This is a genomic window from Streptomyces silvisoli (assembly GCF_029269905.1).
Taxonomy (GTDB): Bacteria; Actinomycetota; Actinomycetes; order Streptomycetales; family Streptomycetaceae; genus Streptantibioticus_A; species Streptantibioticus_A silvisoli_A.
The window spans coordinates 26723-46540 of sequence record NZ_JARJBC010000001.1 but is presented as its reverse complement, the minus strand read 5'-3'; the positions used below and the strand labels follow the sequence as shown (position 1 = coordinate 46540).

18 protein-coding genes are annotated in these 19818 nt (G+C 70.4%); 16 read left to right on the top strand and 2 right to left on the bottom strand.

Annotated features, from left to right (window positions below):
* Positions 1-10 precede the first annotated feature (10 nt).
* From P3G67_RS00205 to P3G67_RS00135, 15 genes are all read left to right on the top strand, one after another.
* On the top strand, positions 11-1033 hold the full coding sequence (locus P3G67_RS00205) for a GlxA family transcriptional regulator (protein WP_276091589.1): 1023 nt from the start codon (positions 11-13) through the stop codon (positions 1031-1033).
* Positions 1030-2736, top strand: coding sequence for a thiamine pyrophosphate-binding protein (locus tag P3G67_RS00200; protein WP_276091588.1), 1707 nt, complete (start codon positions 1030-1032; stop codon positions 2734-2736). The genes P3G67_RS00205 and P3G67_RS00200 overlap by 4 nt, the downstream gene beginning before the upstream one ends.
* The gene (locus P3G67_RS00195; protein WP_269858543.1) at positions 2708-3361 is read left to right on the top strand and encodes an SRPBCC family protein; all 654 of its coding nucleotides are present in this window, start codon (positions 2708-2710) and stop codon (positions 3359-3361) included. The genes P3G67_RS00200 and P3G67_RS00195 overlap by 29 nt, the downstream gene beginning before the upstream one ends.
* On the top strand, positions 3358-4368 hold the full coding sequence (locus P3G67_RS00190) for a 3-oxoacyl-ACP synthase III family protein (RefSeq protein ID WP_276091587.1): 1011 nt from the start codon (positions 3358-3360) through the stop codon (positions 4366-4368). Before P3G67_RS00195 ends, P3G67_RS00190 begins: the two co-directional genes overlap by 4 nt.
* A 176-nt stretch (positions 4369-4544) precedes the next feature.
* The gene (locus P3G67_RS00185; protein ID WP_276091586.1) at positions 4545-5861 is read left to right on the top strand and encodes a PucR family transcriptional regulator; all 1317 of its coding nucleotides are present in this window, start codon (positions 4545-4547) and stop codon (positions 5859-5861) included.
* Between the two features lie 268 nt (positions 5862-6129).
* The gene (locus P3G67_RS00180; RefSeq protein ID WP_276091585.1) at positions 6130-7116 is read left to right on the top strand and encodes a 3-oxoacyl-[acyl-carrier-protein] synthase III C-terminal domain-containing protein; all 987 of its coding nucleotides are present in this window, start codon (positions 6130-6132) and stop codon (positions 7114-7116) included.
* A 47-nt stretch (positions 7117-7163) separates the two neighbouring features.
* Entirely contained in the window at positions 7164-8084 is a 921-nt protein-coding gene (locus P3G67_RS00175; protein WP_276091584.1) for a diiron oxygenase, read from the top strand.
* Positions 8074-8334 carry an acyl carrier protein gene (locus tag P3G67_RS00170; protein ID WP_276091583.1) on the top strand — a complete coding sequence of 87 codons (261 nt, stop codon included), beginning with the start codon at positions 8074-8076 and terminating at the stop codon, positions 8332-8334. Before P3G67_RS00175 ends, P3G67_RS00170 begins: the two co-directional genes overlap by 11 nt.
* Positions 8331-9266 (top strand): aminoacyl--tRNA ligase-related protein, encoded by a 936-nt coding sequence (locus P3G67_RS00165; RefSeq protein WP_276091582.1) that lies wholly within the window; start codon positions 8331-8333, stop codon positions 9264-9266. Before P3G67_RS00170 ends, P3G67_RS00165 begins: the two co-directional genes overlap by 4 nt.
* A complete protein-coding gene (locus tag P3G67_RS00160) occupies positions 9263-10366 on the top strand; it encodes an SDR family oxidoreductase (RefSeq protein WP_276091581.1) in 1104 nt (367 codons plus the stop codon). The genes P3G67_RS00165 and P3G67_RS00160 overlap by 4 nt, the downstream gene beginning before the upstream one ends.
* A complete protein-coding gene (locus P3G67_RS00155; RefSeq protein ID WP_269858551.1) occupies positions 10363-10950 on the top strand; it encodes a ferritin-like domain-containing protein in 588 nt (195 codons plus the stop codon). Before P3G67_RS00160 ends, P3G67_RS00155 begins: the two co-directional genes overlap by 4 nt.
* The gene (locus tag P3G67_RS00150) at positions 10947-11822 is read left to right on the top strand and encodes a 4'-phosphopantetheinyl transferase superfamily protein (RefSeq protein WP_276091580.1); all 876 of its coding nucleotides are present in this window, start codon (positions 10947-10949) and stop codon (positions 11820-11822) included. The genes P3G67_RS00155 and P3G67_RS00150 overlap by 4 nt, the downstream gene beginning before the upstream one ends.
* 70 nt (positions 11823-11892) lie before the next feature.
* The gene (locus tag P3G67_RS00145; RefSeq protein ID WP_276091579.1) at positions 11893-14187 is read left to right on the top strand and encodes an MMPL family transporter; all 2295 of its coding nucleotides are present in this window, start codon (positions 11893-11895) and stop codon (positions 14185-14187) included.
* Positions 14188-14238: 51 nt separating this feature from the next.
* Positions 14239-14859, top strand: a complete 621-nt coding sequence (locus P3G67_RS00140) for a methyltransferase family protein (protein ID WP_269858554.1) — start codon at positions 14239-14241, stop codon at positions 14857-14859.
* Positions 14860-14872: 13 nt separating this feature from the next.
* A complete protein-coding gene (locus P3G67_RS00135; RefSeq protein WP_276091578.1) occupies positions 14873-16534 on the top strand; it encodes an AMP-binding protein in 1662 nt (553 codons plus the stop codon).
* Here P3G67_RS00135 and P3G67_RS00130 read toward each other — a convergent pair.
* Together P3G67_RS00130 and P3G67_RS00125 are read right to left on the bottom strand one after the other, a co-directional pair.
* Complete coding sequence (locus tag P3G67_RS00130) at positions 16527-18101, bottom strand: sodium/solute symporter (RefSeq protein WP_276091577.1); 1575 nt, start codon at positions 18099-18101, stop codon at positions 16527-16529. The genes P3G67_RS00135 and P3G67_RS00130 overlap by 8 nt on opposite strands.
* Entirely contained in the window at positions 18098-18472 is a 375-nt protein-coding gene (locus tag P3G67_RS00125) for a DUF485 domain-containing protein (protein WP_276091576.1), read from the bottom strand. Before P3G67_RS00125 ends, P3G67_RS00130 begins: the two co-directional genes overlap by 4 nt.
* Before the next feature lie 784 nt (positions 18473-19256).
* Between P3G67_RS00125 and P3G67_RS00120 the strand changes: the two genes are divergently transcribed.
* Positions 19257-19805: a sigma-70 family RNA polymerase sigma factor gene (locus tag P3G67_RS00120; protein WP_269858558.1), complete on the top strand. Its 549-nt coding sequence runs from the start codon at positions 19257-19259 to the stop codon at positions 19803-19805.
* Positions 19806-19818: the final 13 nt, after the last annotated feature.

Below are 19818 nucleotides of genomic sequence, written 5' to 3'. Positions count from 1 at the left end.
CGCTGTGATCGTGATCCAACGACGTGTGGTGGTCGTGGTCTACTCCGGCGTGCAGGCGCTGGACGTCACCGGGCCCATTGAGGTGTTCGACACGGTGAACCGCCGGTTAGCCGAGCAGGGGGTGGGCTACCGCATCGAGTACGTCTCCGCCGACGCGCCCCTGGTGCGCACCTCCGTCGGGCTGGTGGTCCAGGCCGCGCGGCTGGACGAGGCGGTCGGCCCCATCGACACCCTGCTGGTGCCCGGGGGCTGGGGGCTGCGCGAGGCTTTGCGGGAGCGGGAGTTGGTGTCCTGGATCCGCGACGCCGCCGCCCGGTCGCGCCGGGTGGCCTCGGTGTGCGGCGGGGCGTTCCTGCTGGCCGAGGCGGGTCTGCTGGACGGGCGGCGGGCGACCACGCACTGGGCGTACTGCGAGGAGTTCGCCCGCCGCTATCCGCGGGTGACGGTGGACTCGGGGCCGATCTTCGTGTGGGACGGCCGGTATGTGACGTCCGCGGGGGTCTCCACCGGCATCGACATGGCGCTGGCGCTGGTGGAGGCCGACCACGGTGCGGCCGTCGCCCTGGACATGGCCCGCTATCTGGTGCTGTTCTTCAAACGGCACGGCGGCCAGTCGCAGTTCAGCTCGGTGCTGGAGGCGCAGTTGGCCGACCCGCTGCCGATCAGGGCGGCCCAGGAGTGGATCCTGGGCCACCTCGAACAGCCGCTGCCGGTGGCCGAGTTGGCGCGGCGGGCGAACATGAGCCCACGCAACTTCGCCCGGGTGTTCCGCCGTGAGGTGGGGACCACACCCGGCCAGTACGTCGAGCGGATGCGGATCGCGCGGGCGCGTGAGCTGCTGGAGAGCACCGAACTGCCGATCAGCCATGTGGCCAGGCGCTGCGGCTTCCCGGCCGTGGAGACCTTCCTGCGGTCGTTCGGCCGGGCCATGGGGCTCACTCCGGGCGAGTACCGGCAGCGCTTCCAGGTGCTCTCCCCCGCGGGCCTGATCGTCGCCCCCGGCAGGGACGGCTTCGCGGAGGTGGGCGCATGACCGCGGACGCCCGGGTGCGCCTGGTCGACTACCTGGCCGGGGAGTTGGCCCGGATCGGCGCCCGGTACGTGTTCGGCGTGGGTGGCGCGAACATCGAGGACCTGTACGACGCCGTGCACCACCAGCCGGGGTTGGCCGGCGTGGTGGCGAAGCACGAGTTCTCCGCGGCCACCATGGCGGACGGCTACGCCCGGGCCACCCGGCGGACCGGTGTGGTCGTGGCCACCTCCGGCGGCGGGGCGATGAACCTGGTGCCGGGGCTGGCCGAGGCGCACGCCTCACGGGTCCCGGTGCTGGCACTGGTGGGGCAGCCGCCGACCGGGTTGGACGGGCGGGGTGCGTTCCAGGACTCCAGCGGCAAGGGCGGCTCCTTCGACGCGGCGCGGGTCTTCGCGCCGGTGTCCCGGTTCTGCGCCCGGGTGACCGAACCGGAGTCGTTCGCCGGACTGCTGGCAGAGGCGATCCAGGCCACGCGGACCCACCCGCGGGGTCCGGCGGTACTGCTGCTGCCCAAGGACGTACAGCAGGCCCTCGTCACCGTGCCGAGGAGCACGCCGGTACCGCCACCGGTGGTGCGGGCGGATCCGGCGGCCCTGGACGAGGCCGTGCGGCTGCTGGACGGCGCCCGGCGCGTCCTGCTGATCGCCGGGGAGGGGGTGGCCGCCTCCGGTGCCCGCGCGGAACTGGCCGAACTGGCAACGGCGTTGGGGGCGTGGGTGGCGGTCAGCCCGGACGCCAAGGACGTGTTCCCCAACCACGACCCCCGGTACGTCGGGGTGGCCGGGGTGATGGGGCACCTCGGCGTCCAGGACCGCCTGCGGCGGGCCGACGCCTGCCTGCTGGTCGGCACCCGCCTGCCGTTGATGGCCCGCGGCGGCCTGGACGAAGCGCTGCGTACCACCCCCGTGGTCTGCGTGGACCCGGAACCGCCGTTCGTCCCCGGCATCGCGCTGCGCGGCGACCCGCGCCAGACGCTGGCCACCCTCAACGCCCGACTGACGCCACGGCCCCGCCCGCACCCGGAACCCGCGGGCGACCCGCGCCCGTTGGCCGTACCGCCGCCGCCCGGGGCCGGCTTGTCGTATGCCGAGGCGCTCTCCGAGATCGCCTCGGCGCTGCCCGAGCGCGCCCATGTCTTCGTGGACGCCGGGAACGTCGGAGCGAGCGCCATCCATCTGCTGCCCGCACCGCGCGACGGCCGGTTCGTGGTGGCGGTGGGCATGGGCGGCATGGGCTACACCTTCGGCGCGGGCATCGGCGCGGCGCTCGGCACCGGTCGCCGTACCTATGTGCTGGCCGGGGACGGCGCGTTCTTCATGCACGGGATGGAGGTGCACACCGCGGTCGAGTACGCGGCCCCGGTCACCTTCGTCATCCTCAACAACAACGCGCACGCGATGTGCGCCACCCGCGAGCAGCTGTTCCAGGGCGGCGCCCGTGCCGAGAACGTCTTCCGCCCGTCCGACATCGCCGCCGGTGCGGCGGCCATGTTCCCCGACCTGGACGTGAGCCGGGCGCACCGCGCCGGTGATCTGCGCCTGGCCCTGCTGCGCGGCAACGGCAACGCCGGTCCGGCGTTGGTCGCCCTGGACTTCGACCACCGGGAGATCCCCCCGTTCCTCCCCTTCCTGGCCGCCCCGGACCAGGAACCCGACCACACCGAGGAGAGCACCGATGACCGCGGACCACTCCACGTTGGCTGAAGTGCCCGGCCTGATAAGGGTGGAGAACACCACCCCCGAGCAACTGGCCGAGCACTGTGCCCGGATGACCCGGGAGAGTTATCCGCACCAGCAGGTCTACGGGCGGTACTGCACCATCGAGCAGTATGTCGACTGCCCGCCCGAGCAGGTCTACGACTATCTGCGCCAGGGGCACCACCTGGAGGAATGGACCTGTAGCCTGCGGGACTTCGGCCCCACCGACACGCCCGGGCTGTGGCTCGGGCGCGACCTGCTGGAGCCGGGCACCGGCATCTACTGCAAGGTGGTGGCCAACTCCGAGGCGATGACGGTGGACTACCACTGCGCCTGGGACCAGGGCGAGACGCTGTGGATGGTCTATCTGATGCGGGTCGTCCCGGCGTCCCTGGTGCTGGACGAGCCGGGCTCGGTGGTCACCTGGACCAACTGCCGCCATCCGTACTACGACGCCAACCCGTTCCCGGAGCGCGCGCCGCGCCCCGACCGGCGCTGGGTGGGCGAGTACTGGGACCTGTTCTACGCCGGTCACACGGTGGAGATGCACAACCTCAAGGCGATCCTGGAACACCGCCACAAGGCCGGGCTTCCGGTCAGCGTGCCGCCCACGCGGGCGGTGGCCCGTTGACTCCGGTCAGTCTCACCGATGTCGCGGCACATCTGCCGGGCGAGCCGGTGCCCGCGGAGTTCTACACCGGCTACCCCGGGGCGGAGGACCGGCTGCGGGACAGCCCGATGTTCCGGGTGCCGCCGTTCCGGCACCATGTGGCGGAGGGGGAGAGCAACGTCGATCTGATCGAGCGGGCCGTGCGGTCGCTGATGGAGCGGCACGGCCGGGCGGCGATCCGCGGGGTGGACGTACTGCTGGTGCACAGCCAGTTGCCGGACGTGCCGTTCGTCGGCGCGGGCACCGAGGTGGCGCGCCGCCTCGGCATGTCCCCGGAGTGGCTGGTGGACGTGGCCAACGGGGGCTGCGCGTCGTTCGTCCACATGCTGGGCCTCGCCCGGCAGCTGCTGACCACCACCTCCGCGAGGTCCGCGCTGATCTGCAACGCGCAGACCGCGGCCGGGCAGTTGTTCACCCAGTCCGAGGTGCGCGGGCTCGCCCAGGCCGCGATCCCGGGTGACGGCTGCGGGGTGGGGTACGTCACCGCGTCCGGCCCGAATCCCGTACTGGACGTGCGGGTGCGGCACATCGCCGAGTACGCGGGGGACATGACGATGGTGCGCGACGACGGCCGCAGGTACTGGGAGCCGGGTGAGGCGCAGTTGCGGATCGGCTTCACCGAGACCGGTGTCGCCCGGGTGCTGGAGCGCGGCAACCGGCTGGTCCCCGAGGTGGTCACCGAGTTGTGCAAGGGTCTCGGCAGGGATGCTGCGGAGATCGGTACGCTGATCACCAACCAGCCCAACCGCACCTTCCTGCGCAACTGGCGGGAGGCGCTGGGCCTACCGCCCGAACGCCACCCGGACACCTTCGACACCTGCGGCAACCTGTTCGGCGCGGCGATCCCGATCACCCTCGACCGTGCCATCCGCTCAGGCGATTTGGAGGACGGCTCGTTGCTGGTCCTGGGCGGCTTCGCGCACGCAGGTGACTTCGCGGGCGCGGCAGCGGTGGAGTGGCACGGCTAGCAACCACGACGCTCCAGCCCGCGTGCCGGACAAGGCGCAACCGGGCCGGAATTCGCCCCCGGCCGAAGTGGTGCTAGCCACATCCACCCAGCGCAATGGGCAACCTTTCCGTCACGCCTCGTAGTCTACGAGGGCAGCCGTCGACACCCGTCGGCCATGGCCAAAGGGAGCTCAAGATGTCGGTACCCGCGCACATCGCCTCGGTGCGGGCGATCACCTCAGGCACCGCCAAGGACGCCGAGAGCCCGTCAGACGTCATTCATCTGCCCAGTACACGGCCGTTAGGCGGGCACGACTCGGTGGTGCCCGCGCTCGCGGAGGCACTGATACGCCAGGCTCCGCAACTCATCGAGCAGCTCGTCGAGTTGGCCGCGGGCCGGGACGTGGAGCATGTCCAGCAGCTGCCACCGGCCGACATCCGCCGCTCGCTGCGCGAGCACGTACTGGGCTTCCTGCGGTTCCTCGCGGACAAGCCCGTCCCCGCCGACGACCCGCTCACCGTGCCCATGGCCTGGGGCCACCACCGCGCCCAGGAGGGGGTGGCCCTGGAGTCGATGCTGCGGGTGCACCGGCTGGCCACCCAACTGCTGTGGGAGAAACTGTTCGACGAGGCCCGCGCCAGGTCACCGGAGGTGCTGCAACGGCTGCTGGACGAGAGCGGGCCGGTGTGGGACGTGCTGGACAGCTACTCGCTGGCGCTGGTCAAGGGGTACCGTTCGGCCGAGTTGACCGCCCGCCGCGAGGACGCGGCGCGCAGGGACGCGCTGTTCGACGCGCTGATCGAAGGGCGCGGTGTGGAACCGGCGGTCGCCGCGGAGGCGCGGGTCACGCTGGGGCTGCCGACCCGCGGCCGGTTCGTGGTGGTCGCCGTGGACGCGGACGCGGGCGGCTCCTTCCGTACGTTGAGCGCCGCGCTGCCCGCGCGCTCGGTACAGGCCGTGTGGCGGCTGCGCTCGGACCGGGAGATCGGCGTACTGGAACTGGGCCGCACCGCGCTGCCGCGGCTGGTCGAATGGCTCTCCGCCGGTGCGGGGCAGCGGGTGGGGGTCTCCGGCGAGGTGGACAGCCTCGCTGACATCGCCACCGCCTACCACTTCGCGGAGACCGCGCTGCAGACGCTGCGCTACGGGGCCACGGGGGTGGCGGCCTTCGACGACCGGCTGCTGGAGGCCTTCGTGGTGACCAGCCCGAACGTCGCACAGCGGCTGACCCAGCGGGCCTTCGGGCACCTGCTGGACTGCGCGCCGGAGGAGCGGGACGTACTGCTGACGACGATGGACGCCTGGTTCCGCAGCGGCTGTTCGGCCGCCAAGGCCGCACAGCGGTTGCACTGCCACCGCAACACCGTGCTCAACCGGCTGCGCCGGGTGGAATCGCTCACCGGCCACTCGCTGGACGACGACCGCCATCAACTGGCCTGTCAGATGGCACTGGTGGCGGTCAACACGCTGCCGCTCACCTCGCCGCCCCAGTCCGACACGGAGAACATGTAACGCGCATGTAAACCCGTGGGGCGGTTGTGCTCGGTGCACAGTCTGGCCGTGGGAATCCGCAGCAGGCGGCCATCGACGCGGCCCGTAGCCAGACGGAAGCATGGAGCAGGGGGCGCGAAGGCGCAAGGGGTTTGGCGCCTTCAACCGGAAGCGGTGGCGCCCTGGTGAGCGCTTGAACCCTCACCAAGCCGACGGTCCCGTACGCGATGGAGCGGACGGTACGACCGCGGTGCGCGCATGGTTCGTTACGGGGGGCTGGGAGTTGTCAGTGACGGATGTTTTCGTCGACTCGTTCGTCTACTCACTTGGCGAGCGCAAGATCCATGTCAATGAGACGGCGGCCGCGGGCGGACTGATCTCGTCCGCGCAGGACCTCGAGTCCGCCGGGTTCCGCTGGCATCACGTGTGCGAACCGACCACCAGTGCCTACGACCTGGCGAGCGCGGTCACCCGCCGGCTCGCCGACTCCGACCGGCTCGGCGACGTCGACGCGATCGTGTACGCCACCTGCCTGCCGCTCAACGGCAACGCGGGCGACGCCGCCGAGTGGGAAGCCACGAAGGACGTCAAACACCTGATGGACTTCCCCGCGAGTCGGCTGCAGGCCGACTTCGGGCTGCACAAGGCGGTCGTCATCGGCCTCAACCAGCAGGCCTGTACGGCCATGTTGGGCTCCGTCCGGCTGGCACAGGCGATGCTCCTGGTGGAGAAGGACTGGAACCGGGTGCTGTGCGTGACGGCCGACCGGTTCCCCGAGGGGGCCAAGTACGAGCAGGCGTACAACCTGATCTCGGACGGCGCCGCCGCCTGTGTGGTCAGCCGCCAGCCCGCCGCCTTCCGTCTGGTGACGGCCCATCAGATCACCAACGGCGGCCTGGGGCAGGCGGGCGACGACGAGACGGTGGGCAGCTACTTCTCGTACACCCACCGGCTGGTGCGCGAGACCCTGGAACGTGCCGGTCTGACCGCCGCCGACCTCGACTGGGTGGTCACCCAGAACACCAACGACAAGGCGTGGCAGATCCTGGCCAGACTGCTGGGAGTCGGTTTCGAGAAGGTGTTCTTCTCGTCCATGCCGGACGTCGGCCACGTCATCTCCGCCGACAACGTGGTCAACCTCGCCGAGCTGCTCGCCACCGGGCGGGTGCGCCCGGGCCAGCGCATCGCCCTCATCATGGCGGGCTTCGGGCTGAACTGGCAGTGCCTGATCCTCGAAGCCACCGAAGCGGTGGCCGCTGCCGCCGCCCGGGACTGACCCGGCCCGTACATCCGCCAAGCAACCGACCACCGGATGAGGACCGCTTGAGTACATCGAACGTGCCCAAAGCCCGGCTGGCCGAGGCGCTCGCCTCGCTCGGCCCCACCGTCAGCAGGCTCAGCCACCTGTCGCAGCGCTCGTACCAGAACCCGTACACCGAGCTGGCGGCGTGGCCGAAGGAGGTCCGGCCGGAACAGGAGTGGTTCAGCAGCCCCGAGTACCTGAGCCTGCACGGCACGGAGCACTGGGAGCGGCTTGACGAGACCGCCCGTCGCCGACTGGCCTTCCACGAGGCCGCCAACTTCTACAGCCTCAACATCCACGGTGAGAAGTCCCTGATGCAGGGCCTGGCCGAACGGCTCTACCGCAAGGACCTGTTGGACGTCTCGGAGTACCTGCACCACTTCCTGGACGAGGAGAACAAGCACAGCATCTACTTCGGCGCCTTCTGCACCCGATACTCGCGGGTGTACCGCAGCCGCCAGTTCTCCTTCGAGGAGTCGCACGACTCCCGGTCGCGCGACATCGAGGACTTCCTCTTCTTCGCCAAGACCATGATCTTCGAAGAGATCGTGGACAACTACAACTGGGTGCAGTCCAGGGACTCCCGCCTGCATCCGGTGGCCCGGTTCATCAACCACAACCACCACTTCGAGGAATCCCGCCATCTGATCTTCGGCCGCCGTCTGGTGACCGCGCTGTGGGAGGCCTGCGCCCCCTCCTGGGGCGGGCAGACCGTCGAGGAGCTGCGGGCCTACCTGCGGCAGTACTTCACCATGGCCTGGCGTGAGTACTACAACCCGGACGTCTACGCCGACGCCGGGCTCGAAGATCCATGGGAGATCGCCGAACGAGCATGGTCCGCACCGGCGCAGCGGGAGCACCGCCGCGAGGTGTCGAAGAAGGTCGTCGGTTTCCTCACCTCGACAGGCATTCTCGACAAGGAGCCCGCCGATGCGTTCTGAGCAGGAGATCCGTGACAGCCTGCGGTCCTGGGTACTGACCAAGGCCGCCGACCGGGACGGTGCGACGATCACCGACCAGACCGCGCTGTTCGAGGAGCGGTACCTGCGGTCGGTCCATCTGCCCGAACTGCTGCTGCTGTTGGAGAGGCTGAGCGGTACGCCGATCGACGTGGAGGACCTCAACCCGGGGGACTTCCGCGACATCGACTCGATGGTGCTCCGGTTCTGCACGACGGGAGCGACGCCATGACGGCCGTCGAGGCGCCCGCCGTCGATCCGGTACGGGCGGCGCGGCTGGCCGAACTCGGCCTGTCCTGGCAGCCGTCCGGCCAGGCGGCGCTACGCGGACCGCTGCTGCGGCTCGCCGAGGAGTGCGACCGGGCCTTCACCACCCTCGCCCAGATCTGGCAGGCGGACGAAGAGCGCCACCCCGCCTCGCTGCCCGCCCAGCGCCTGCAACGGGTCGACTACCTGCGCTCGTTCCCGCACCAGGCGACCCTCGCCGCCCGGCTGGCCGAGCAGGAGGCCAACCTGGACGCGTTCCTGGACGGCCCGGTGCTGCGCGAGGACGGCACCGTCGCGGTGACCGAACTCGCCGCGGTCACCCAGGTGCTGACCCCGGCGGCCTGCTACCACCTGTTCAACGACCACCTGGGCGAGACGTTCGACGCGCCCAGGTACCTGACCACCCGCAACACCTGCTTCCGGAACGAGCGCTACTACGTTCCGCTGCGCCGGCTGAGCAGCTTCACCATGCGCGAGGTGGTCTGCCTGGGCACCAGTGCCGAGGTGGTCGACTTCCTCGAACAGGCCCGGGCGGCACTGGACGCGTTCTTCGAACTCGTCGACCTGCCCCTGGAGTGGCTGACCGCGACCGACCCGTTCTTCCGGCCGCGCGCCAACCCGCGGTACATCATGCAGCGCGTCGAGCCCGTCAAGCACGAGGCCACCTACGGCGGCGATCTGGCCATCGCCTCGATCAACCGCCACCACGACCACTTCGGGGTCAACTTCGAACTGACCCGGGGCGAGGAACCGGCCCACAGCGGCTGTGTCGCCTTCGGCATCGAACGCTGGCTGTTCGCCATCACCGACCGCCACGGCACCGACCCGGCCGACTGGCCGAGGCTGGCGGACGCCGCGGCCAAGGTGCGCTCCGGGCTGGGGGGAGGCAGGGTATGAGGGGAACCACCGTCATCACCGGCGCGGACGGCTATCTGGGCCGTCAGCTCGCCGCGGCACTGCTGGCCGACGGCGACGACGACCTCGTGCTCGCCGTACGCGCCGACGACAGCTCCGAACTCGCCGCGAAGAAGGAGCGGTTGGACCAGCGGCTCGGCCCGCAGGCGCGGAGCAGAACCCGCGTCGTCGCCGCCGACCTGTCGCGGGACGACGCGCTGGCGGACATCGACACCCGCTCGGTGACCCGTATCGTGCACGCCGCCGCCGTCACCCGCTTCAACGTCGAGCGGGACCTGGCGCAGCGCGTCAACGTCGACGGCACCGCACGGCTGCGGGCGTTCGCGGCGCGCTGCGACAACCTCCAGCGGCTGGCGATGCTGTCCACGCTGTACGCGGCGGGCCGCCGACGCGGTGACGTCCACGAGGAGCGGCTGGACGACGTGGGCTTCGTCAACCACTACGAGTGGTCCAAGTGGGCTGCGGAGGAAGAGGTGTTGGGCGCCGCCGGGGAGCTGCCGGTCTCCGTGCTGCGGCTGCCGACGCTCGTCGCCGACGACGACGGCGGCCAGGTCACCCAGTACAACGCCTTCCACAACACCCTGAAGCTGTTCTACTACGGGCTGCTGTCCCTGCTGCCCGGCGACGGCGCGACGCCGCTGAGCCTGGCGACGGCGTCGTTCACCGCCTCGGCGGTCACCAGACTGCTCGACCCCGCGATCGCCGACGGCGTCTACCACATCTGCCCCGACCCGGCCGACACCGCGACGCTGGACCAGCTCGTCGACACCGCCTTCACGGTCTTCGAGCGCGATCCGGGCTTCCAGCGGCGCGGGTTGATGCGGCCGCTCCCCTGCGACCAGGAGAGCTTCGAGGACCTGCTGTCCGCGGCCGACCTGCTGCGCGGCGGCCCGATCAACCAGTCGCTCTCCTCGGTCTCGCCGTTCGCGCACCAGCTGTACCTACCGAAGACCTTCCGCAACGACGCGCTGCGGGCCGCCTGGCCCGGCTACACGGCTCCCGACCCGCTCGCGCTGGCGGAAACCACCTGCCTACGGCTCATCGAATCCAAGTGGGGCCGCCGGACCCAGGAGACACCGTGACGACGCTTTCCGAGAACGACCTGTGGCTGCTCAGCTTCTACCGCTCCTCCGAGATCAACGGCGCGCTGTTCTTCGGCCGGGTCGCCCGCACCCTGCGCGGCGGACCGCTACAGGCCGATGTCACCCACCACTTCGCCGACGAGGCCAACCACGCCAAATACTGGACGCGCTGCATCGAGGACCTCGGCTACAACGCCGAGAAGCTCTCCGGTGCCTACCAGGACCAGTACCTGGAAGCGGTGGGCCTGCCCGCCAACCTCATGGAGGTCATGGCGATCACCCAGGTCTTCGAGAAGCGGGTGATCGGCCAGTACCACCGGCATCTGCGGGCGCCCGACACCCATCCGCGGGTCCGGCAGACCATTGAGACGATCATGGAAGACGAGCGCTGGCACGTGAAGTACGTACGCGACGCGCTCCAGGAGATGGCGCGCAAGTACGGCCAGCAGCTCATCGACGACACCCTCGCCCGGTTCACCGCGGCTGACGAGGAGGTCTACGCCAAGACTCTCGCCGAGTACGGCGAACGCATCGCCTTCCTCGGCGACGGCGCCGTCGACCTGAGCGTCCCCGGCAAGGCATGACCGAGACGGTGCTCGCCGTGTGGACGCGGCAGCCACTGGCCACGCACACCCTCACCCGCCGGGAGCGGGACCGGCTCGCCGAACTGCCGCGGCGGGCAAGGCCGCAGTGGCTGGTCTCCCGGCACGCCCTGCGGGTGCTGCTGGGCGTGCTCGGGCTGCCGCGGGAGACCACCGGGTACGCGTTTCCGCACCGCCGGCTGTCGCTGTCGCACATCGAGGGCGCGGCGGTGGCGGCGGGCGCGGTGCGTCCGGCACCGCGGCTGGCGGGCATCGGGGTGGACCTGGAGACCGACCGGCAGGCCCGGGTGGACACCGCCCGGTTCTTCCTCGACGAGCACGAACGGTCATGGCTGGCCTCGCTGCCCGAACACGCCAGGCCCAGTGAGCAGTTGCGGCTGTGGACGGTCAAGGAGGCGCTGTTCAAGGCCGATCCGGACAACCGGCACACCGTGCTGCTCGACTACCGCACCCTCGACGCGTCCGCCCGCCGCGGCAGCGCCCGCGCCGGCCCGCACCGCGAGCCGGTCTTCGGCTACGCCAGCACCCGGCTGCACGGCGCCCACCTGTCCGTCGCCGCGGCGTTCCACGGCGAGACCCGCACCCCGCAAGCCAACGCACCAGAAAGAGAGCCGACAGTGCCAACCGCCGTCACCTTCGACGAGGTCGCCGACCGCATCAGCACGACGCTGTCCATACCGGTGGAGAAGCTGACCCCGGAAACCACCCTGCGGGAACTCGCCGCGGACAGCTTCCTGCTGGTCGAGATGGCCGTCGACCTCCAGGAGGAGTTCGACACCATCTTCACCCAGGACGAACTGCGCGAGATCACCACCCTCGGCGAACTCGCCGGGCTGGTGGGCGCGAAGGTCTGATCCACCGGCCGCCTCCCCCACCCGCTGGGCCCTCCCCCACCCCACGGAACCCCTCTCACCGGAGCTAGGTATGTCGGAACGTCTGATCCGCGCGATCGCAAGACTCCGCTGGCCGCTGCTGGCCGTATGGCTGGTGGCGCTGGTCGCGGCCGGGGTTGCCGCGCTGCCCATCGCCGACCGGCTCAGCGGTGGCGGCTGGTACGTACCCGGGTCCGGCTCGCAGCAGGCGATCACGGCCACCCAGTCCGGCTTCGCCGACCGCGGCGCCAGCGACCTCACCCTGCTGGTACGGGACGAGCGCAACGCCGCCGGAACCCCCGCGTTCGACCAGCGGGTGGGGCAGGCCATGCGGCAGGTCATCGGCGACAAGCGGCTCGCGGTGGTGGGCAGTTACGGCTGGCTCGACCTGTCCCCGGCGGCCCGTGGGAAGTTCGTCGGCAAGGACCGGCACACCGCCATCACCCTCGTCGGACTGAAGCTGGACGACGGCACGGCTCGCCGGGTACTGCCCGGCGTCCAGACCGACGTCGACCACCGCTTCGCGCCACAGGGACTGCGGGTCTCACTGGTCAGCGCGGGCACGCTGTGGGGCGAGATCAACACACTGAGCCAGAAGGGCCTGCAGACCGCCGAACTCATCACGTTCCCGCTGCTGTTGGTGATCCTGCTGCTGTTGTACCGGGGCATTGCGTCGGCGGTGGTCTCCTTCGTGGTCTCCGCGACGGCGATCGTCTTCACCCTCGGGCTGATGTCGGTACTCGCCCAGCACTTCGAGCTGTCGATCTTCGTGGAGAACGCCGCCACCATGATCGGCCTCGGAGTGAGCGTCGACTACTCGCTGTTCATCATCTCCCGTTACACCGACGAACTCGCCCGCGGCCGGGACCGCACGGCCGCGCTCGCCGCCACACTGCGCACCAGCGGCAAGACCGTCACCTTCTCCGGGCTCATCGTCATCCTGGCGATGTCGAGCCTGTTCCTGGTGGACCTCAACGTCATCCAGTCGATCGCGCTGGGCATCCTGGTCGTGGTGGCCTTCGCGGTGCTGGCCGCGGTGCTCGTACTGCCGCTGGTACTACTGCTGTTGGGCGACCGGATCCTGTGGGGCCGACTGCCCATGCAGCGGCGTGGGCCCGAGGAGCAGGGGCGGCGCTGGCGGAACGTGGCACGGCAGATCATGCGGCGTCCGGTCCTGTTCCTGGTGGTGGCGATCGTCGCGATGGTGGCGCTCGCCTCCCCTTCACTCGGCTTGCGCACCTTCACCCCGGACGCGCGCATCGTGCCCGAGTCCTCCCCCGTGCGGCAGGGGTACGACGCCATGCGCGAGCAGTTCGGGCCCGGTTCCGCCTCGCCCAACGAGGTGGTCATCAGCTCGGACACCCCGCTGAACACCGCGCGGGACAGCGGCCGGATCCTGGCGCTGCGCGACGAGTTGGCCAGGCTTCCGCACGTCACCGACGTCAACTCGCCGGTCGACGCGCTACGGGCGGTCAGTCCCGCTCGGCCGTTCGCCGCGCTGGACCCGGCGGTCTTCGACCGGCTGCCGACCGACGCCCGCGCCACTGTCAACCACTTCGTCTCCAGCGACCGGCGCACCATCGTGCTGGAGGTCATCGCGGACAACTACGCGTCCAGCGCGCCCTCCCGCGGCCTGGTCGCCGCCATGCGGTCCACCGTGGACCGGCTCGGCGCTCCCGGCCTGCACACGGTGGTGGGCGGTGAGACCGCGGAGGGCATCGACGCCAACTCGGCGATCTCGGACGGGCTGCCCTCGGTGGTGGCGGTCATGCTGGTGGTCATCTACGTGCTGCTGCTGATCACCTTCCGGTCCGTACTGCTGCCGATCAAGGCGATCCTGATCAACCTGCTCTCCCTCGGGGCGACGTACGGCGCCCTGGTGCTGGTGTTCCAACACTCCTCCGGTGCCGCTCTGTTCGGCTTCCAGCAGTTCGGCTACCTACAGAACTTCGTGCCCATCCTGCTGCTGGCGATCCTGTTCAGCCTCAGCACCGACTACGAGGTGTTCCTGCTGCACCGCATCCGCGAGGAGTACGACGGCGGGGCGGACAACACCTCCAGCGTGGCGACCGGCATGGCCCGCACCGCGCCGCTGATCTCCGGTGCCGCACTGCTGATGGTCGCGGTGTTCGGCGCCTTCGCCTTCACCGGCATCATGCCCATCCAGCAACTCGGCTTCGGCCTGGCCGTCGCCATCGCACTGGACGCCACCATCATCCGGCTGGTCGTGGTGCCCGCCGCCATGCAACTGATGGGCCGGTGGAACTGGTGGCTGCCCGGCCGCCCGGACCGGCCCGCACCCGTCGTCAGGGCGCAGGAGTCCGAGGAGCCCGTCGTCCGGTCGTAACCACCGCCACAGCCGCCGCATCGTAACCGCCAGAAAGGATGCCACCCTCACGTGGATGACTCCGCCCTCCTGCTGCTCCTGCTGGACTTCGTCTTCATCGGCGCCCTGCCCCGACTCTTCTTCCGCTCGGACGGCAGCTTCAACCTGAGGTGGTGGCTGACCGCGCTGCCGTTCTTCCTGTGCCCGCTGTACATCGCGGCAGGGCTCGCGATCGGCTGGCAGCCGTTCGCCTCGGGTACCCCGCGCACCGTACTGACGCTGATCTCCGTGGTGTTGAGCGTGGCGTCCATCGCGCTGATCTTCATGACGCTGGGCACCCACCGCATTCCGCTGGCGCTGTGGCACCAGGACAACGACGCGCCACGGCACATCGTGACCTATGGCGCCTACCGCCGGATCCGGCACCCGTTCTACTCCTCGTTCCTGCTGGCCTTCCTCGCGGGCCTGCTCGTCTACCCGCACTGGGGCACAGTGCTGTTCGCGGTCTACGGACTGGTGTCGCTGAACACCACGGCCGCCCGCGAGGAACGGCGGCTGAGTGCCTCGGAGTTCGGCGCCGAGTACCGCCGGTACATCGCCCAGAGCGGCCGCTTCCTGCCCCGGCTGGGCAGGATCGAGGACACCGCCGAGCCCGCGCGCCCGGCGGAAACCGCCCAGGTCATCGAGGGATAGGACGGTTCTGGACGTGTCACGTCTGATTTCCTGGCTCACCGACCCGCACCCGCAACGCGGGGTGCGCTTCGCCGCCGACGGGGGCGACTGGGAGTTCGTCTCCTACCGTGAACTCGCCTCCTCGGCCCGCCGGATGGCCACCGAGATGGTGTCGGCCGGGGTGCGCCCCGGGGATGTGGTCTGCCTGCTGATGCCGTCTGGCCGGGACTGCCTGGCCGCGCTGTTCGGCACCTGGGCGGCGGGCGCCACGATCTCCCCGCTGCTGCCGCCCTCGTTCCAGTCGGACAACGAGTACACCGAGTACGTATCCGGAATCCTGCGGCAGGCCGAGCCCGCCCTGGTGGTCACCGCCGAGACGTACCGCCCGCTGGCGGCCGAGGCGATGGTCCGGGCGGGCCGGTCGGACGAACCGTGGATCCCGCGCGAGGGTGCCACCGAGATCCCCATCGAGGACCACAACCGCGAGGGGATCGCGCTGCTCCAGTTCACCTCTGGCTCCACCGGACAGCCCCGCGGCGTCCGGGTCTCCTGGGACAACCTGGCGGCCAACCACGCGATGCTGAGCCGTCTGCTCGACTGGCGGGACAGCGACTCCGTCGTCTCCTGGCTGCCGCTCCACCACGACATGGGACTGATCGGCTGCTGCCTGTTCCCGTTCGCCGCGCAGGGCGAGCTGTGGCTGATGCGGCCCGAGCAGTTCATCCGCGACCCCGCACGCTGGCTTGAGTGCCTCGCGCCGGGCAAGGCGACGCACTCGGCGGCGCCGTCGTTCGCCTTCGCCTACGCCGCCCGACGGGTGAAGCCGCAGCGGCTGGCCGAGCTGGACCTGTCCGGCTGGCGCAGTGTGGTGGTCGGGGCCGAGGTGGTCGATCCGGCGGCGCTGGACGCGTTCGCCCGGTTCGCCGAGCCGGTGGGTTTCTCCCGCGACACCTACCTGCCCTCGTACGGGCTGGCCGAGAACACCCTGGCGGTCACCGGAGCCGAGGGACCGGTCGTGGTGGTGCGCCCCGACTGGTCCTCGATGCGGCTCGGCGAGCCGGTGCGCATCCAGGAGGCGGGGAAGCTGGGCGACCGGCCCATCGAGCCGGGCTCCGGCTGGCTCGTCGGCCACGGCGCCCCGCACGAGGCGGACGGCGTGGGCGTGCGGATCCTGGACGACGAGGGGCGTCCGCTGCCGGACGGGCACCTCGGCGAGGTCGCCGTCACCGGTAGTTCGGTGGCCCAGGGCTACCACGGCGGCCGGGAGGGCGGCTCCACCCGGTTCGTCGACGGTGAACTGCGCACCGGGGACGCCGGGTTCGTGTACGACGGGCAGCTGTTCGTGCTGGGCCGGATGGGAGACAGCCTCAAACTGCGCGGCCGCAGTGTGTACATGGACGACCTGGACGCGAAGGTCGCCGCGGCGGCCGGGCTGGACAAGGACCGGATTGCCGTGGTGGCGGTCAACGACCGCGGCCGGGTCGGACTCGCCGTCTTCGCGGAGTCGGCGCCCGGGCCGTGGACGGACGCGGTGACCGAGACGCTCCGCGGCGAACTGGGCCCCGAGCCCTCGCTGACCCTGGTCGCCGGGCGGCGCGGCCTGCTCAAGCGGACCACCAGCGGCAAGCTGCGACGGCGGCACATGTGGCAACTCCTCCAGGAGGACAAACTCAAGTCGGTGACCGTCATCAACTAGAGGCCACCGCCGCGCGCAGCGCGCTGACCACCGACCGCCAGCCGTGCCGGCTGCCGAGCCAGCCGCTGAGGAACCCGACCGGGACCGAGACGATCCCGGTGGTCCGCAACGGGAACCAGTGGAAGTCATGGTGGGGAAAGAGCGAGTCGGGCCTACCGGACACGGCGGTCGAGAACGTCATCAGCAGCAGCACGCACGCCGTACCGCCCAGCAGCGTGCACAGCAGTCCGGTACGGGTGTAGCCGCTCCAGAACAGGCTGTACACCAGGGCGGGCGCCACCGCCGAGGCGCCGACGCAGAACGCGGTGGCGATGAGCACCTGGAGGTTCCGGTCGCGTACCAGCGCGGCGAGCACGATCGCCACCAGGCCGATGCCCAGGATCGCCCACCGGGCGACGGCCAACTCGCCGCGCTCGGTGGCCCGTTCACGGCGGAGCACCCCGGCGTACAGATCGTGCGCCACCGAGGTGGCGGCGGCCAGCGTCACTCCGGCGACCGAGGCCAGCAGCGTCATGAAGATCGCTCCGCCGATGGCGGCGAACAGCACCGCCTCGCCGAGCGAGGGGTAGTCCATGCCCAGCGCGCTGGACAGCAGCAACAGTGAGGTGCTGCCCTGTGGATCGTTGGCGGTGATCACCTGGTGTCCGACCAGCGCGGCCGCGGCGGTGCCCATCACGGTGACGAACAGCCCGATGACGACCGTCGCCCCGACCGCCCAGGACATCGACCGACGGACCGCGGACGCGCTGGACCCGCCGTTCATCCGCATGGTGACATGGGGCAGGCAGGCGGCGCCGAGGACCACGCTGATCTGGACGCTGAGGAAGTCGAGTCTGCCTCGGGCGCCGCGGCCGAACTCCAGCCCCTGCCGCAGATACGCGTCCCCCGCGCCACTGCCCCGCCGGGCGGCGGACAGCAGTGCGTCGGGGTTCCAGTGGAAGCGGCTGAGCACCAGCAGGGTGATGGCCAGGCTGGCGCCGAACAGCATCACCATCTTGATGATCTGCACCAGCGCGGTGCCCTTCATCCCGCCCATCGCCGCGTAGCCGATCATCAGGGCACCGACCACACAGATGCACGCCGCCTTCGCGCCGTCCACCGAGATGCCCAGGATGAACGTCAGCAGCGAACCGGCGACGGACAGTTGGACCAGCAGGAAGGGCAGCGAGGCGGCGAGGATGACCGCGCAGGCGGCGCCGCGCACCGCGCGGCCGGGCATCCGCCGGGCCAGCACGTCGCCCATGGTGAACCGGCCCGCGGTGCGCAGCGGTTCGGCGAGCAGCCGCATCAGCAGCAGCAGGGACAGCACGGTGCTCAGCACCAGGACGACCCCGTCGTAGCCGCTGAGCGCGATGACTCCGGAGGTGCTCAGCACGGTGGCCGCCGAGACGTAGTCGCCCGCGACCGCCAGGCCGTTGCGCAGTGGGGTCAAGGTGCGGTAGCCGGTGTAGAAGTCGGCGAGGTCGTCGGGTTCCGAGCCGGTCAGGATGCACAGCAGCATCGCGAGCGTGGCCAGCACCGAGAACATGATCAGGGCACCGGTCTGCGCCGAGGTGGAGTTGGTCATCGGTACGACTCCACGGGCTCGCCGAGTTCACCGACCGCCGGATCGCCACGGCAGTCGGTGCGCAGTCCATGGGCGGCGAACCCGAAGACGGCCGCGAACTGCGAAAGGCCGAGCAGCACACCGACGTTGCCGAGGCCCGGCACCGGAAGGCTCATCACGTCGCCCAGGAACGAGGAGAGCAGGACGTACAGCAGGAAGGCGCACAGCGTGGCCATGCTCGGCGCCCGGCCCAGCCAGTAGCCCGCCCGGCTCAGCCAACTCCCGCAGCTCGCGAGGGCGTTGAGGGTCGCGGCGGAGGTTCTCCGTTCGGCCGCGCGGTGCCGTCCCCGCCCGTGCGGGCGCAGTGACAGCAGTACGTCCAGACAGGTCATCGCCTGACCTTTCCGTTGGATCCGGTCCCGTTCGGCTCCCCGGTACACACAGCACCGGCCCCGACCCGGGGGAGGCGGGTCCGCGGGGCGGTGCTGTGTGACCGTTCAGTACGGGCGCAGACCGGCGCCGGTTCACCGCAACACATTCCGTTTACCGTCTCTTTGCCATTTGGCACGGACTTTCCGACGAACGGCGGGGAGAATCGTGCGGCATCCTCCCGAATTTCTCCAGGACGCCGGGTAACCCCCGTCGGCGAATCGGCAGGCCAGACCGGCCGTCATCCCATTGATATGTACTCGGGCTTGTGGTTAACCTTCGCGGTACTCCGGGGTAACTCCCCCGAAGTGGCGGGCGGTTGACCTTCGACGGCGCTCGTCAGCTTTTCCAATTCCGATCTCAGCACCCTGTGATCGCCAACCTGAGGATGCCCCACCGGGCCGCCTTCCATGCACGCACTGCGCACGCCATGCAGGCGGCGGGCCACCCCCACGGCGCGTCGCGGCAGCCGCACTGCCCCCTGACCGTCACGTCGAGGAGCGTGTTGCCATGTCCCCCCACCAACGCCGCGGAGCCGCCGCGGCTTCGGCGTACGGATCGTGTCCGGCGGCCCATAACGCCGCCACCTTAATCTGTTTCCCGTTCAACGAAGGCGTCCCCGAATTCACAGGGACGACCCCGCCGCAAGGCGGCCGATATCGGCCCCACCCACATAACGTCCCGATAAATGCGACGGTCGGGTTGACCGGCGGTGATGCGCCGGGATCGGCGGGTGAGGACTGACCCATGCTAATCCAACGCAGACGGTCAAAACGTTCTCAAGCTCCCACCGTGGAATCCGAGTTGGTCCGACGGCTCTACCGGGAACACGCTTCCGCACTGCTCAGCTACGTGATCACGCTGACCGGTGGTGACCGCTACTGGGCGGAGGACGTCGTCCAGGAGACCCTGCTGCGGGCGTGGCGGCACGCGGCGCAGCTCACCGACCCCACCCGCAGCGCCCGCCCGTGGCTGGCCACCGTGGCCCGACGCATCGTCATAGACGACTACCGCAGCCGCCGGTCCAGGCCGCAGGAGATGGGCGACACCGCGCTGGAACTCCTTGCCGCACCGGACGAGTTCGACCGGGCGCTGTCCGCCATGACCCTCTCGGAGGCACTGGCCACCCTGACCCCGGCGCACCGAGAGGCCATCGTGGAGTCCTACCTCGCCGGGCGCACCATCCAGCAGGCCGCGGCGGTGCTCGGCATCCCCAACGGCACCGTGAAGTCCCGGATCTACTACGGGCTGCGCGCGCTCAGAAGAACGCTGGAGGAACAGGGCGTGCCGGGGTAGCGCCGCGAGACAG

Bases quoted from the DNA above. Each gene is read 5' to 3' on its own strand.
- P3G67_RS00200 (WP_276091588.1), top strand. From the start codon at position 1,030: ATGACCGCGGACGCCCGGGTGCGCCTGGTCGACTACCTGGCCGGGGAG.
- P3G67_RS00195 (WP_269858543.1), top strand. From the start codon at position 2,708: ATGACCGCGGACCACTCCACGTTGGCTGAAGTGCCCGGCCTGATAAGG.
- P3G67_RS00185 (WP_276091586.1), top strand. From the start codon at position 4,545: ATGTCGGTACCCGCGCACATCGCCTCGGTGCGGGCGATCACCTCAGGC.
- P3G67_RS00170 (WP_276091583.1), top strand. From the start codon at position 8,074: ATGCGTTCTGAGCAGGAGATCCGTGACAGCCTGCGGTCCTGGGTACTG.
- P3G67_RS00165 (WP_276091582.1), top strand. From the start codon at position 8,331: ATGACGGCCGTCGAGGCGCCCGCCGTCGATCCGGTACGGGCGGCGCGG.
- P3G67_RS00160 (WP_276091581.1), top strand. From the start codon at position 9,263: ATGAGGGGAACCACCGTCATCACCGGCGCGGACGGCTATCTGGGCCGT.
- P3G67_RS00150 (WP_276091580.1), top strand. From the start codon at position 10,947: ATGACCGAGACGGTGCTCGCCGTGTGGACGCGGCAGCCACTGGCCACG.
- P3G67_RS00145 (WP_276091579.1), top strand. From the start codon at position 11,893: ATGTCGGAACGTCTGATCCGCGCGATCGCAAGACTCCGCTGGCCGCTG.
- P3G67_RS00130 (WP_276091577.1), bottom strand. From the start codon at position 18,101: ATGACCAACTCCACCTCGGCGCAGACCGGTGCCCTGATCATGTTCTCG.
- P3G67_RS00125 (WP_276091576.1), bottom strand. From the start codon at position 18,472: ATGACCTGTCTGGACGTACTGCTGTCACTGCGCCCGCACGGGCGGGGA.
- P3G67_RS00120 (WP_269858558.1), top strand. From the start codon at position 19,257: ATGCTAATCCAACGCAGACGGTCAAAACGTTCTCAAGCTCCCACCGTG.